Source organism: Actinokineospora sp. NPDC051303, assembly GCF_055586285.1.
Window position 1 is genome coordinate 9,491 of record NZ_JBVJIN010000017.1, and the last position, 13,346, is coordinate 22,836.

The window sequence follows — 13,346 nt, forward strand, 5'->3', positions numbered from 1 at the left end:
CGGAATGGCTGACGACAAACCCACCACGCCCCAGGCAGACGCCCCCGGTCAAGAGATCGGCGACGAGAACTCCACCGCGCAGCGCCCGGACACCGGCATCGAGCCCGACGCGGGGGTCGCGGAGCACCGCGAGCCCGTCGAGCCCCAGCCGGTCACCGCTGGCCGCACCCGCAAGGGCATGTTCAACGTCGCGGGCACCGGCGACACCTCCGGGTTCGGCGGCCTGCGCCTGCCCGCGTACAGCCCGCCCCCGGCCGAGCGGCCCTACGGCGGCTGGTTCGACGAGTTCGCCGACGACCTCGCCGCGGCCATGGCCCGGCGCGAGATTCCCCAGGCCGCGATCCAGCAGGTGACCGTCGACCGCGGCGAGATCACCTTCTACGTGAGCCGCGAGCACCTGGTCGCGCTGTGCTGGGCGCTGCGCGACGAGCCCGCGCTGCGCTTCGAGCTGTGCAGCTCGGTGTCCGGTGTGGACTACGGAGTGGACGTTCCACAACGTCTGCACTCGGTCTACCACCTGACGTCCATGACGTTCCGCCGCCGCATCCGGCTGGAGGTCGCCGTGGACGTGGACGACCCGCACGTGCCCTCGGTGGTCGAGGTCTACCCGACCGCGGACTGGCACGAGCGCGAGGCGTGGGACATGTTCGGCATCGTCTACGACGGCCACCCCGCGCTGACTCGCATCCTCATGCCGGACGACTGGGACGGGCACCCGCAGCGCAAGGACTACCCGCTCGGCGGCATCCCCGTGGAGTACAAGGGCGCGGAGATCCCTCCGCCCGACCAGCGGAGGTCGTACTCGTGACCACCAACGAGTCCATTCAGGACATCCAGGACGCAGCCGAGCGTGAGACCACCGAGGGCCGGGTCTACACGGTCACCGGCGGCGACTGGGACACCGTCCTGGACGACGCGACCCACGACGAGCGCATCATCGTCAACCTGGGGCCGCAACACCCGTCCACGCACGGGGTGCTGCGCCTGGTCCTCGAACTGGAGGGCGAGACGGTCACCCAGGCCCGCTCGGTGATCGGCTACCTGCACACCGGCATCGAGAAGAACTGCGAGTACCGCACCTGGACCCAGGGTGTCACGTTCGTGACGCGCATGGACTACCTGGCGCCGCTGTCCAACGAGGCCGCGTACTGCCTGGCGGTGGAGAAGCTGCTGGGCATCGAGGCCCCGCGCCGCGCGCAGGTGATCCGGGTGCTGCTGCTGGAGATCAACCGGATCAGCTCGCACCTGGTCGCGCTGGCCACCGGGGGCATGGAGCTGGGCTCGCTGACCGCGATGACCTCCGGTTTCCGCGAGCGCGAGGAAGCGCTGCACCTGCTGGAGTTCCTGACCGGCCTGCGGATGAACCACGCGTTCATCCGCCCCGGCGGCGTCGCCCAGGACCTGCCCGAGGGCTACGAGGTCAAGGTCAAAGAGTTCCTGCGGACCATGACCAAGCGCCTGCCGGACTACGACAAGCTGCTCACCGGCCAGCCGATCTGGCGCAACCGGCTCAAGGACGTCGGGTACCTCCCGGTCGACGCGTGCCTGGCGCTGGGGATCACCGGCCCGGTGCTGCGCTCGGCTGGCCTGCCCTGGGACCTGCGCAAGGTCGAGCCGTACCTGGGTTACGAGGAGTACGACTTCGAGGTCCCGACCTCGAACGACGCCGACTCGTTCGCCCGCTACCTGCTGCGCCTGGACGAGATCCACCAGTCGCTGCGGATCATCAACCAGGCGCTCAAGAAGCTGGAGCCCGGGCCGGTCATGGTCGAGGACCAGAAGATCGCCTGGCCCGCGAAGCTGACCATCGGCGCGGACGGCATGGGCAACTCCCTTGAGCACGTCCGCAAGATCATGGGCCAGTCGATGGAGTCGCTGATCCACCACTTCAAGCTGGTCACCGAGGGCTTTCAGGTCCCGGCGGGCCAGGTGTACGTGCCGATCGAGTCGCCGCGCGGCGAGCTGGGCTACCACGTGGTCTCCGATGGCGGCACCCGGCCGGTGCGCGTGCACGTGCGGGAGCCCAGCTTCGTGAACCTGCAGGCGATGCCCGCGATGTCCGAGGGCGGCATGCTCGCCGACGTCATCGCGGCCGTCGCCTCGCTCGATCCTGTGATGGGGGGGTGTGACCGTTGAGCAGCACCGGTTCGACTTATGGCGGCTCCAGCGTTGGCGCCGGGCAGACGCACCAGGCGACGGTGGGCGACACCGACGTCACCGGCGTGGCCCCGGTGCCCGCGGAGCACCTGGTGACCGACGTCGCGGAAGACCTGAGCGTGTTCGACGCCGACACCGTGGCGAAGGCCGGGCAGATCATCGCCCGCTACCCGCAGTCGCGGTCGGCGCTGCTGCCGATGCTGCACCTGGTGCAGTCGGTCGAGGGCCGGGTGAGCCAGGCGGGCATCCAGTTCTGCGCGCTCCAGTTGGGGCTTACCGCGGCCGAGGTCAGCGCTGTCGCCACGTTCTACACGATGTACAAGCGCAAGACTTGCGGTGAGCACCTGGTCAGCGTCTGCACCAACACCCTGTGCGCGGTCCTGGGCGGCGACGACATTTACCGCACGCTCGGAGAGCACCTGGGCGAGGACGGCAAGCGCCTGGGGCACAACGAGACCGCGGGGGAGCCGGGCGCGCCCGGCTCGATCACGCTGGAGCACGCCGAGTGCCTGGCCGCGTGCGACCTGGGCCCGGTCATCCAGGTCAACTACGAGTACTTCGACAACCAGACCCCGGAGTCGGCGGTCGCGCTGGTCGACGCGCTGCGCAACGGGGAGCGGCCAGCGCCGACTCGGGGCGCGCCGCTGCGCGACTTCCGCACCGCCGAGCTGGAGCTGGCCGGGTTCTGGCCCGAGGACGAGGACAGCTACCGGTCCAGTGTGGACGGTCCGTCCGCCGCGGTCGAGACGCTGCGCGGCGCCGCGCTCGCCGAGGCCAACAGCTGGACGGCTCCGCCCATGCCGAACGCGCCGCTCCCGGAGGTTCAGCAGAAATGACGACTCCGAACAAGCCCGCGCCGGTCACCCCCGTGCTGACCAAGCGCTGGCTGTCGCCGACCTCGTGGTCGATCAAGACCTACGAGCAGCTGGAGGGCTACACCGCCCTGCGCAAGGCGCTCAAGGGCACGCCGGAGCAGCTGGTGCAGCTGGTCAAGGACTCCGGCCTGCGCGGCCGGGGCGGGGCGGGCTTCCCGGCGGGCATCAAGTGGTCGTTCATGCCGCCCAACGAGGACAAGCCGCACTACCTGGTGATCAACGCCGACGAGGGCGAGCCGGGCACGTGCAAGGACATCCCGCTGATGATGGCCGACCCGCACTCGCTGATCGAGGGCTGCATCATCGCCTCGTACGCGATGCGGTCGCACCACTGCTTCATCTACGTGCGCGGCGAGGCGCTGCACTGCATCCGCAGGCTCAACGCCGCGATCCGCGAGGCGCACGCCGCCGGGTACCTGGGTGAGAACATCCTCGACTCCGGGTTCGACCTGCAGATCACCGTGCACGCGGGCGCGGGCGCCTACATCTGCGGTGAGGAAACCGCGCTGCTCGACTCGCTGGAGGGCCGCCGCGGCCAGCCGAGGCTCAAGCCGCCGTTCCCCGCCGCCGCGGGCCTCTACGCCGCGCCGACGACGGTCAACAACGTCGAGACCATCGCCAGCGTGCCGTTCATCGTCAACGGCGGCGCGGACTGGTTCCGCACCATGGGCACTGAGAAGTCGCCCGGCCCGAAGATCTACTCGATCTCCGGGCACGTCGAGAAGCCCGGCCAGTACGAGGCCCCGCTCGGCACGACGCTGCGCGAGCTGCTGGACCTCGCGGGCGGCATGAAGGACGGCATCCCGCTCAAGTTCTGGACCCCGGGCGGGTCGTCCACGCCGATGTTCACCACCGAGCACCTGGACGTCCCGCTGGACTTCGAGGGCGCTGCGGCGGCCGGGTCGATGCTGGGCACCACGGCGGTCATGGTCTTCAACGAGACCGTGTCGGTGCCGTGGGCGGTCATGAAGTGGACCCAGTTCTACGAGCACGAGTCGTGCGGCAAGTGCACGCCGTGCCGAGAGGGCACTTACTGGCTGGCCGGAATCCTGGAGCGGATGGTCGAGGGCCGGGGCACCGAGGCCGACATCGACACCCTGCTCGACATCTGCGACAACGTGCTGGGCCGGTCGTTCTGCGCGCTCGGCGACGGCGCGGTCAGCCCGATCACCAGCGGCATCAAGTACTTCCGCGACGAGTTCCTCGCCCTGTGCGAGCAGAACCGCGGGGTTTACGTGGGAGCGCACTCATGACGATCGCGCCGGAAAACACCTCCGTGGAGAAGCCTCCCGTGCCGGAAGGGCATGTGCGGCTCACCGTCGACGGGGCCGAGGTTGTCGCGCCCAAGGGCGAGCTGGTGATCCGCACCGCGGAGCGGCTGGGCATCCAGATCCCCCGGTTCTGCGACCACCCGCTGCTCGAACCGGCTGGCGCGTGCCGCCAGTGCCTGGTCGAGGTCGAGATGGGCGGGCGGCCGATGCCCAAGCCGCAGGCGTCCTGCACGATCACCGTCGCCGACGGCATGGTGGTCAAGACCCAGGTCACCTCGCCGGTCGCGGACAAGGCGCAGCAGGGCGTGATGGAGCTGCTGCTCATCAACCACCCGCTGGACTGCCCGATCTGCGACAAGGGCGGCGAGTGCCCGCTGCAGAACCAGGCGATGGCCCACGGCCGCACGGAATCCCGGTTCGTGGAGACCAAGCGGACGTTCCCGAAGCCGCTGCCGATCTCCACGCAGGTGCTGCTCGACCGCGAGCGCTGCGTGCTCTGCCAGCGCTGCACCCGGTTCTCTTCGCAGATCGCGGGCGACCCGTTCATCGAACTGCTCGAACGCGGTGCCCAGCAGCAAATCGGCATCGCGGAAGAGAAGCCGTTCCAGTCGTACTTCTCCGGCAACACCATCCAGATCTGCCCGGTCGGCGCGCTCACCAGCGCCGCGTACCGGTTCCGCTCCCGCCCGTTCGACCTGGTCTCCACCGACGGCGTGTGCGAGCACTGCGCGTCCGGCTGCGCGACCCGCTCGGACTGGCGGCGCGGCAAGGTCATGCGACGGCTCGCGGGCGACGACGCGGCCGTGAACGAGGAGTGGACCTGCGACAAGGGCCGCTTCGCGTTCCGGTACGCGGGCGCGGGCGACCGGATCACCCGCCCGCTGGTGCGCGACGCCAAGACCGGCGAGCTGGTCGAGTCGAGCTGGACCGAGGCGCTGCAGATCGCGGCCGAGGGCCTGGTCGCCGCCCGCGACGGCCGGGGCGCCGCGGTGCTGACCGGCGGCCGGTTGACCGTCGAGGACGCCTACGCCTACGGCAAGTTCGCCCGGATCGCGTTGCGCACCAACGACATCGACTTCCGCGCCCGCCCGCACTCCGCGGAGGAGCTGGACTTCCTGGCGGCCACGGTGGTCGGGTCCACCCCGGAGACCGGGGCGTCCTACGCCGACATCGAGCGCGCCCCCGCGGTCCTCACCGTGGCGTTCGAGGCCGAAGAGGAATCGCCGATCGTGTTCCTGCGGCTGCGCAAGGCGGCCCGCAAGAACCGCACCCAGGTGTTCCACATCGGACAGTGGACGAGCCCAAGCGTCGAGAAGACCAACGCCACGCTGATCCACTGCGTTCCCGGCGGCGAGCCCGGCGCGCTGGCGACCCTGCCCGAGGACGTCGCAGAAGCGCTGGCGAAACCGGGCGCGGTCATCCTGGTCGGCGAGCGCGCGGCGACGGTGTCCGGCCTGCTCAGCGCCGTGCTGCGGCTGGCCGGGTCGACAGGGGCCAAGGTCGCCTGGATTCCGCGGCGGGCGGGTGAGCGGGGCGCGCTCGACGCGGGCGCCGCGCCGACGCTGTTGCCTGGCGGGCGGCTGGTCGCCGACGCCAAGGCCCGCGCGGTGGTCGAGCAGGTGTGGGGCCTGGCCGAGGGCGCGCTGCCCAGCCTGACCGGCCGCGACACCGACGAGATCCTGGCCGCCGCCGCTGCCTACCAGCTCGACGCGCTGGTCGTCGGCGGTGTCGACCCCGACGACCTCGCCGACCCGGTGCTGGCCGAGCGGGCGCTCAAGACGGTCGGGTTCGTGGTGAGCCTGGAGCTGCGGCACAGCGCGGTCACCGCGCACGCCGACGTGGTGCTGCCGATCGCCCCGGCCGCGGAGAAGTCCGGCAGCTACCTCAACTGGGAGGGCCGCCGCCGCGAGTTCGCCAGCACCCTGGAAGGCACCGGCGCGCTGCCGGACTGCCGGGTGCTGGACTCGCTGGCCGTGGAGATGGACGTCGACCTGTTCACCCAGACCCCGGCCGCCAGCGCCGCCGACCTGGCCCGGTTGCCCGCTGTCGCCCGCACCGCGAAGCCCCCGCGCGAGACCGCGTCCAGCGCCGCCGCGTCGGCCGCCGCGCTCGCCCCCGGCGTCGGGCAGGCCGTGCTGGCGACCTGGCGGATGCTGCTGGACAACGGGTCGCTGCAAGACGGCGAGCCGCACCTGGCGGGCACCGCCCGACCGGTCGTCGCCCGCCTGTCGCTCAAGACCGCGACCGCGCTGCGCGTCCCGGTCACCGGCACGGTGAACGTCTCGACCGACCGGGGCACGATCACCGTCCCGGTCGAGGTCGCCGACCTGCCAGACGGCGTGGTCTGGCTGCCCGGCAACTCCGGGCCCGCAGCCGTGCGCCGGGTCCTCGGCGTCGGGCACGGCGCCGTGGTGTCAGTAAGTGGAGGCAACGCATGACCCGGGCCGAACTGCTCGCCGACGACCCGCTCTGGCTGATCCTGATCAAAGCCGTGGCGCTGCTCGCGCTCGGCGCGCTCGCCACCATGGCCATGATCATTCTAGAGCGCAAGATCGTCGCCAGGATGCAGCACCGCCCCGGCCCCAACCGGGTCGGCCCGAACGGCTGGTTCCAGTCCCTCGCGGACGCGATCAAGCTGCCGTTCAAGGAGCAGATCATCCCGGACACGGCCGACCGGAAGGTCTACTTCCTGGCCCCGGTCATGTCCGTGATCCCGGCGTTCCTGGCCTTCTCGGTGATCCCGTTCGGACCGGAGGTCTCGATCTTCGGCGAGCGCACCGTGCTGCAGCTGGTCGACCTGCCGGTCGGCGTGCTGGTCGTGCTGGCCTGCTCGTCGATGGGCGTCTACGGCATCGTGCTCGCCGGCTGGTCGTCCGGCTCGCCGTACCCGCTGCTCGGCGGGCTGCGCTCGGCGGCGCAGGTGATCTCCTACGAGATCGCCATGGGCCTGTCGATCGTCGCGGTCATCCTCTACGCTGGCTCGCTCTCCACCGGCGACATCGTGGCGGCGCAATCCGGCGGCTGGTACTTCTACCTGCTGTTCCCCAGTTTCGCCATCTACTTCATCTCGATGATCGGCGAGACGAACCGGGCCCCGTTCGACCTCCCCGAGGCCGAGTCGGAGCTCGTCGGCGGCTTCCACACCGAGTACAGCTCGATGAAGTTCGCGCTGTTCTTCCTCGCCGAGTACGTCAACATGGTCATCGTCTCCGCGTTCTGCACCACGCTGTTCTTCGGCGGGTGGATGGCCCCCTGGCCGATCTCGCTGATCAACGACAACTACTTCAACAGCGGCTGGTGGCCGCTGCTGTGGTTCTTCGGCAAGACCTGGGTGTTCCTGTTCGTGTTCATCTGGCTGCGTGGCACGCTGCCCCGGATGCGCTACGACCAGTTCATGCGGCTGGGCTGGAAGGTCCTGGTCCCGGCGAACCTGGTGTGGATCGTGCTCGTGGTCGCCCTGCGGGCGTTCCGCAGCGAGGGCGAGATCTCCGCGGGCACCATCCTGGTCGCGGGCGGCATCGTGCTGGTGGTCCTGATCGGGCTCAGCTTCCTGCTGCCCGACCGCGCGGCCCGCGACGAGGACGAGAACCAGGTCCCGGTCACCGGCGGCGGCTACCCCGTCCCGCCGCTCGACCTCACCATCCCGAGCAAGGTCGCGGCCAAGCCCGCGCGGTCCCGGCGCAAGCGCGAACCGGCCGCCGTCGGGTCGACTTCGGCGAAGGAGTCCAAGAAGTGAGCATCTTCGACCCGTTGAAGGGCTTCGGCGTCACCTTCAGCACGATGTTCAAGAAGGTCGTGACCGAGGAGTACCCGGAGAACTTCCCCGGCACCGCTCCCCGCTACCACGGCCGCCACCAGCTCAACCGGCACCCGGACGGGCTGGAGAAGTGCGTCGGCTGCGAGCTGTGCGCGTGGGCCTGCCCGGCGGACGCGATCTTCGTGGAGGGCGGCGACAACACCGACGAGGCGCGGTACTCGCCGGGGGAGCGCTACGGCGCCGACTACCAGATCAACTACCTGCGCTGCATCGGCTGCGGCCTGTGCATCGAGGCGTGCCCGACCCGGTCGCTGACCATGCTCAACGACTTCGAGCTCGCCGACGACGACCGGCAGCGGCTCATCTACACCAAGGAGCAGCTGCTCGCGCCGCTGCTGCCGGGCATGGAGCAGCCGCCGCACCCGATGCGCCTCGGCGAGACCGAGCAGGACTACTACGTCAAGGGTCCTGAGCTGGAGCACAAGGGCGCGGTCCAGGAGGAGGCCAAGTGAGCGCGCTGCTGCTGGCCCAAGAGGCCGCCACCACCGTCACCACCGGTGAGGCCATCGCGTTCTGGATTCTGGGGCCGCTGGCCCTCGCGGGCGGCCTGGGCATGATCTTCGCCCGCAACGCCGTGCACTCCGCGCTGTTCCTGGTGCTGACCATGCTCAGCCTGGGCGTGATCTACCTGGTGCAGCAGGCGCCGTTCCTGGGCTTCGTGCAGATCATCGTCTACACCGGCGCGATCATGATGCTGTTCCTGTTCGTGCTGATGCTGGTCGGCCGCGACTCCTCGGACTCGGTGGTCGAGGTGCTGCGCGGCCAGCGGCTGTGGGCGGGCGTGCTCGGCGTCGGGCTCGCCGTGCTGATCGTCGGCGCGGTCGCCCGCTCGCTTACCGACGTGCGGCCTATCGGGCTTTCCGGCGACGAGGCGAACGGCGGCAAGGGCAACGTCGCCAACATCGGCAACGAGATCTTCACCGACTACCTGTTCCCGTTCGAGCTGACCTCGGCGCTGCTGATCACCGCCGCCATCGGCGCGATGGTGCTCGGCTACGTCGACCGCCACCAGCGCGGCAAGAAGACGCAGAAGGAAACCGTCGAGGCCCGCTTCCGCGGCGAGCACGACCGCCCGTCGCCGCTGCCCGGCCCCGGCGTGTTCGCCACATCGAACTCGGTGGCCACCCCGGCGCTGCTGCCGGACGGCTCGGTCGCGCCGGAGTCGCTGTCGCGGCTCATCGAGGCCACCGCCGCCGAGAAGCTGGACGAGGAGCGCAAGGCCGTCGCGGGCGCCCTGCCCGGCCCCGACGCCCGCGCGCTCGCTCCGGGCAAGGAGGACCAAGCGTGACCCCGTCGTATTACCTGCTGCTGTCGGCGCTGCTGTTCACCATCGGCGCGGTGGGCGTGCTGGTGCGCCGCAACGCGATCGTCGTGTTCATGTGCGTCGAGCTGATGCTCAACGCGGTGAACCTGTCGCTGGTGACCTTCGCGCGGATCAACGGCACCCTGTCCGGCCAGGTGATGGCGTTCTTCGTGATGGTCGTCGCCGCCGCTGAGGTCGTGGTCGGCCTCGCGATCATCATGTCGATCTTCCGCACCCGCCGCACCGCCTCGGTCGACGACGCCAACCTGCTGAAGTACTAGGGAGCACTTCCGTGACGGGAATCTCGGTGCCGGGAACGAACCTGGCCATGGAAGTCCAGCAGGCCTCCGGCGCCGCGGGCGCCGCCTGGCTGCTGCTGGTGCTGCCCGCGCTCGGCGCGGCCGTGCTGCTCATCGGCGGGCGGCGCACCGACAAGTGGGGGCACCTGCTCGGCAGCGGCACGGTCATCGCCGCGTTCGTCTACGGGCTGGTCCTCTTCTTCGGCACGACCTCGCTCCCCGAGGACCAGCGGGTGCGCGAGGCGCACCTGTTCGACTGGATGCCGGTCAACGCCCTCGACGTCGAGTTCGGCCTGCGGATCGACCCGCTGTCGCTGACGTTCGTGCTGCTGATCACCGGCGTCGGCGCGCTGATCCACATCTACTCGATCGGCTACATGGCCGACGACCGCGACCGCCGCCGCTTCTTCGCGTACCTGAACCTGTTCGTCTCCGCGATGCTGCTGCTGGTGCTGGGCAACGGGTTCGTGACGCTCTACTTCGGCTGGGAAGGTGTCGGCCTCGCCTCGTTCCTGCTGATCGGCTGGTACCAGGGCAAGGACTTCGCGGCCACGGCGGCGAAGAAGGCGTTCCTGATGAACCGGGTCGGCGACGTCGGCCTGGCGCTGGCGATCTTCCTGATGTTCAAGACCATGGGCAGCACCCAGTACGACGTGGTGTTCGCCCAGATCGGGAACCAGTCGACCGGCACGGTCGTGGCGATCGGTCTGCTGCTCCTGCTCGGCGCGTGCGGCAAGTCCGGCCAGTTCCCGCTCCAGGCGTGGCTGCCCGACGCGATGGCGGGCCCGACGCCGGTGTCCGCGCTGATCCACGCGGCGACCATGGTCACCGCGGGCGTGTACCTCATCGCCCGGTGCAGCCCGATCTACTCGCTGCCGCAGGCCGCCGACGCGCGCCTGGTCGTGATGATCATTGGCGCGGTCACCCTGCTCATCGGGTGCGTGATCGGCTGCGCCTACGACGACTTCAAGAAGGTCTTGGCCTACTCCACGGTCAGCCAGATCGGGTACATGATCCTCGCCGTGGGCCTCGGCCCGGCCGGGTACGCGTTCGGCATCCTGCACCTGCTCACGCACGGCTTCTTCAAGGCCGGGCTGTTCCTCGGCGCCGGGTCGGTCATGCACGGCATGAACGACGAGGGCGACATCCGGCGGATGGGCGGGCTGGCGCGCAAGATGCCGATCACGTTCGTCACCTGGACCCTGGGCTACCTGGCGCTGATCGGCTTCCCGTTCCTGTCCGGGTACTTCTCCAAGGACGCCATCATCGCCGCCGCGTTCAGCGAGCCGGGCAACCGCGGCTGGGTGTTCGGCGGGATCGCGCTGCTGGGCGCTGGTCTGACCGCGTTCTACATGACCCGGCTGCTGATCCTGGTGTTCCTCGGCAAGCCCCGCTGGACGGACCTCAAGAGCGAGGACGGCCGCGACTACCACCCGCACGAGGCGCCCGCGACGATGACGATCCCGATGATCGTGCTGGCCATCGGCTCCGTCTTCGCCGGTCTGACACTCAGCGGGACGCTGCCCGAGTGGCTCACCCCGTCGATCGGCCCGCTGGTCGAGGAGCACGGGCCGCTCTCGCACGGCATGGTCGGGTTCCTCACCGTGGCCATCTCGGCGCTGGGCGCGGGCCTGGCGTTCCTGCTCTTCGGCCGGGGTGAGCAGCCGGTGACCCGGCCGAGGCGGGTGTCGTTCCCGGTCCGTGCCGCGCGCGCCGACCTCTACGGCAACCACCTCAACGAGGCGCTGTTCGCCCGGCCGGGGGTCTGGCTGACCCGGGCGCTGGTCTACATCGACAACCGGGGCGTCGACGGCCTGGTCAACGGCATCGCGGCAAGCCTGGGCGGCAGCTCCGGGCGACTGCGGCGGATGCAGACCGGGTTCGTGCGCTCCTACGCGCTGTCCATGCTCGGAGGGTCGATCCTGGTGATCGCCGCACTGCTGATGGTGAGGTTCGGATGAGCACGTCGGGGTCCTGGCTGCTGGCGGCGCTTCTGCTGCTGCCGCTGGTCGGCGCGGCCGTCGTGGTCGCGCTGCGCGGCAACGACCGCACCGCCAAACTCGCCGCCCTCGGGTTCTCGGTGGTCGAGTTCGTGCTCGCGCTGGTCGCGTGGGCCAGCTTCGAGCCGGGCGGGGCGCGCCTGCAACAGGCGTTCTCGTTCGACTGGATTCCCGCGTTCGGGGTGCACATCTCCTTCGGCGTCGACGGCATCGCGCTGGTGATGATCGCGGTCATCGCGCTGCTGGTGCCGCTGGTGATCGGCGCGGGTTGGGCCGAGAAGCTGCCAGAGGGCCGCACCGCTGGCGGGTTCTTCGGGCTGATCCTGCTGGAACAGGCGCTGACCGTGGGCGTGTTCGCCGCGACCGACGTGTTCCTGTTCTACGTGCTGTTCGAGATCATGCTGATCCCGATGTACTTCCTGATCGGCTCCTACGGCGGCGCGCGCAGGCAGTACGCGGCGGTCAAGTTCTTCCTGTACTCCTTCCTCGGCGGCCTGATCATGCTGGCCTCGGTCATCGGCTGCTACGTCATGGCGGGCGAGGAACTGGGGCAGGGCACCTTCGACTGGGCCACCCTGGTGCGGGTCGTGAGCGACGCGCCGCTGTCGACGCAAATCTGGCTGTTCTTCGGCTTCTTCATCGCCTTCGCGGTCAAGGCGCCGCTGGTGCCGCTGCACACCTGGCTGCCCGACGCCACCGCCGAGGCGCCCATCGGCGTCGCGGTGCTGCTCGTGGGCATCCTGGACAAGGTCGGCACCTTCGGCTTCCTGCGCTACCTGCTGCCGATGTTCCCCGCCGCCAGCGCAGAACTCGCCCCGCTGGTGCTGATCCTCGCGGTCGCGGGCGTGGTCTACGGCTCGCTGCTGGCCACCGGGCAGACCGACATGAAGCGGTTCATCGCGTATGTCTCCATCGCCCACTTCGGCTTCATCGCGCTGGGCATCTTCGCGTTCAGCTCGCAGGCCATGACCGGCTCGGTCACCTACATGGTCAACCACAGCATCGCCACCGGGACGCTGATCCTGGTCGTGGGCATGGTGATCGCCCGCGGCGGCTCCACCCGCATCGCCGACTACGGCGGCATGGCGAAGCTGACCCCGCTGCTGGCCGGGATGCTGCTGATCGCGGGCCTGAGCACGCTGTCGCTGCCGGGCACCAACTCCTTCGTCAGCGAGTTCCTGGTGCTCATCGGCTCCTTCCCGAACGCGCCGGTCTTCACGATCATCGCCACCGTTGGCATGATCTTCGCCGCGCTCTACGTGCTGTGGCTCTACCAGCGGGTCATGCAGGGGCCGCTGCGCGGCAGCGCGCTAGTGGACAGCGGTGGGGACACACTGGCCGTCGACACACTGGCCGTCGACACCGCGCGCGGCGGCCCCGGCGCGGCCCGCGCGGTCGTGCTCGACCCCGAGGTCGGCGCGAAGAAGGGCATCTTCGACCTGAACGGCCGGGAGAAAGCGGTCCTCGCGCCGCTGCTCCTGCTGATCGTCGGCCTGGGCGTGTACCCGAAGCCCGTCCTCGACACCGTGACGCCCACCGTGGACGCCACGATGTGCGAGGCGCGCCTGGTCGACCCGGTCCAGCCGGTCCAGTCCGCAGAGAGGCAACTGCAGTGTCCGTGATC

11 protein-coding genes are annotated in these 13,346 nt (G+C 70.0%); all 11 read left to right on the forward strand.

Annotation, left to right across the window (positions count from 1 at the left end):
* The first annotated feature begins 4 nt into the window (after window positions 1-4).
* Genes ACZ6SD_RS15180 through ACZ6SD_RS15230 form a run of 11 tightly spaced genes read left to right on the forward strand, consistent with a single transcriptional unit; the run spans window position 5 to window position 13,344 of the window.
* Window positions 5-808, forward strand: a complete 804-nt coding sequence (locus ACZ6SD_RS15180) for an NADH-quinone oxidoreductase subunit C (protein WP_465317547.1) — start codon at window positions 5-7, stop codon at window positions 806-808.
* Window positions 805-2,136 (forward strand): NADH-quinone oxidoreductase subunit D, encoded by a 1,332-nt coding sequence (locus tag ACZ6SD_RS15185; RefSeq protein WP_465317548.1) that lies wholly within the window; start codon window positions 805-807, stop codon window positions 2,134-2,136. Before ACZ6SD_RS15180 ends, ACZ6SD_RS15185 begins: the two co-directional genes overlap by 4 nt.
* On the forward strand, window positions 2,133-2,993 hold the full coding sequence (nuoE, locus tag ACZ6SD_RS15190; RefSeq protein WP_465317549.1) for an NADH-quinone oxidoreductase subunit NuoE: 861 nt from the start codon (window positions 2,133-2,135) through the stop codon (window positions 2,991-2,993). The genes ACZ6SD_RS15185 and nuoE overlap by 4 nt, the downstream gene beginning before the upstream one ends.
* Window positions 2,990-4,285 carry an NADH-quinone oxidoreductase subunit NuoF gene (gene nuoF, locus ACZ6SD_RS15195; RefSeq protein ID WP_465317550.1) on the forward strand — a complete coding sequence of 432 codons (1,296 nt, stop codon included), beginning with the start codon at window positions 2,990-2,992 and terminating at the stop codon, window positions 4,283-4,285. Before nuoE ends, nuoF begins: the two co-directional genes overlap by 4 nt.
* Entirely contained in the window at window positions 4,282-6,741 is a 2,460-nt protein-coding gene (locus ACZ6SD_RS15200; RefSeq protein ID WP_465317551.1) for an NADH-quinone oxidoreductase subunit G, read from the forward strand. The genes nuoF and ACZ6SD_RS15200 overlap by 4 nt, the downstream gene beginning before the upstream one ends.
* Window positions 6,738-8,039, forward strand: a complete 1,302-nt coding sequence (gene nuoH / locus ACZ6SD_RS15205; RefSeq protein WP_465317552.1) for an NADH-quinone oxidoreductase subunit NuoH — start codon at window positions 6,738-6,740, stop codon at window positions 8,037-8,039. The genes ACZ6SD_RS15200 and nuoH overlap by 4 nt, the downstream gene beginning before the upstream one ends.
* Window positions 8,036-8,572, forward strand: coding sequence for an NADH-quinone oxidoreductase subunit NuoI (gene nuoI / locus ACZ6SD_RS15210; protein ID WP_465317553.1), 537 nt, complete (start codon window positions 8,036-8,038; stop codon window positions 8,570-8,572). The genes nuoH and nuoI overlap by 4 nt, the downstream gene beginning before the upstream one ends.
* Entirely contained in the window at window positions 8,569-9,408 is an 840-nt protein-coding gene (locus ACZ6SD_RS15215; protein WP_465317554.1) for an NADH-quinone oxidoreductase subunit J, read from the forward strand. The genes nuoI and ACZ6SD_RS15215 overlap by 4 nt, the downstream gene beginning before the upstream one ends.
* Complete coding sequence (gene nuoK, locus ACZ6SD_RS15220; protein ID WP_465317555.1) at window positions 9,405-9,704, forward strand: NADH-quinone oxidoreductase subunit NuoK; 300 nt, start codon at window positions 9,405-9,407, stop codon at window positions 9,702-9,704. The genes ACZ6SD_RS15215 and nuoK overlap by 4 nt, the downstream gene beginning before the upstream one ends.
* A 47-nt stretch (window positions 9,705-9,751) precedes the next feature.
* Window positions 9,752-11,683: an NADH-quinone oxidoreductase subunit L gene (nuoL, locus tag ACZ6SD_RS15225; RefSeq protein WP_465317653.1), complete on the forward strand. Its 1,932-nt coding sequence runs from the start codon at window positions 9,752-9,754 to the stop codon at window positions 11,681-11,683.
* Complete coding sequence (locus ACZ6SD_RS15230) at window positions 11,680-13,344, forward strand: NADH-quinone oxidoreductase subunit M (RefSeq protein WP_465317556.1); 1,665 nt, start codon at window positions 11,680-11,682, stop codon at window positions 13,342-13,344. Before nuoL ends, ACZ6SD_RS15230 begins: the two co-directional genes overlap by 4 nt.
* Window positions 13,345-13,346 lie beyond the last annotated feature (2 nt).

What these genes read in the sequence shown, in the direction of transcription:
- nuoF (WP_465317550.1), top strand. Translation starts at nt 2,990, where the DNA reads ATGACGACTCCGAACAAGCCCGCGCCGGTCACCCCCGTGCTGACCAAG.
- ACZ6SD_RS15180 (WP_465317547.1), top strand. Translation starts at nt 5, where the DNA reads ATGGCTGACGACAAACCCACCACGCCCCAGGCAGACGCCCCCGGTCAA.
- ACZ6SD_RS15200 (WP_465317551.1), top strand. Translation starts at nt 4,282, where the DNA reads ATGACGATCGCGCCGGAAAACACCTCCGTGGAGAAGCCTCCCGTGCCG.
- ACZ6SD_RS15230 (WP_465317556.1), top strand. Translation starts at nt 11,680, where the DNA reads ATGAGCACGTCGGGGTCCTGGCTGCTGGCGGCGCTTCTGCTGCTGCCG.
- nuoH (WP_465317552.1), top strand. Translation starts at nt 6,738, where the DNA reads ATGACCCGGGCCGAACTGCTCGCCGACGACCCGCTCTGGCTGATCCTG.
- nuoL (WP_465317653.1), top strand. Translation starts at nt 9,752, where the DNA reads ATGGAAGTCCAGCAGGCCTCCGGCGCCGCGGGCGCCGCCTGGCTGCTG.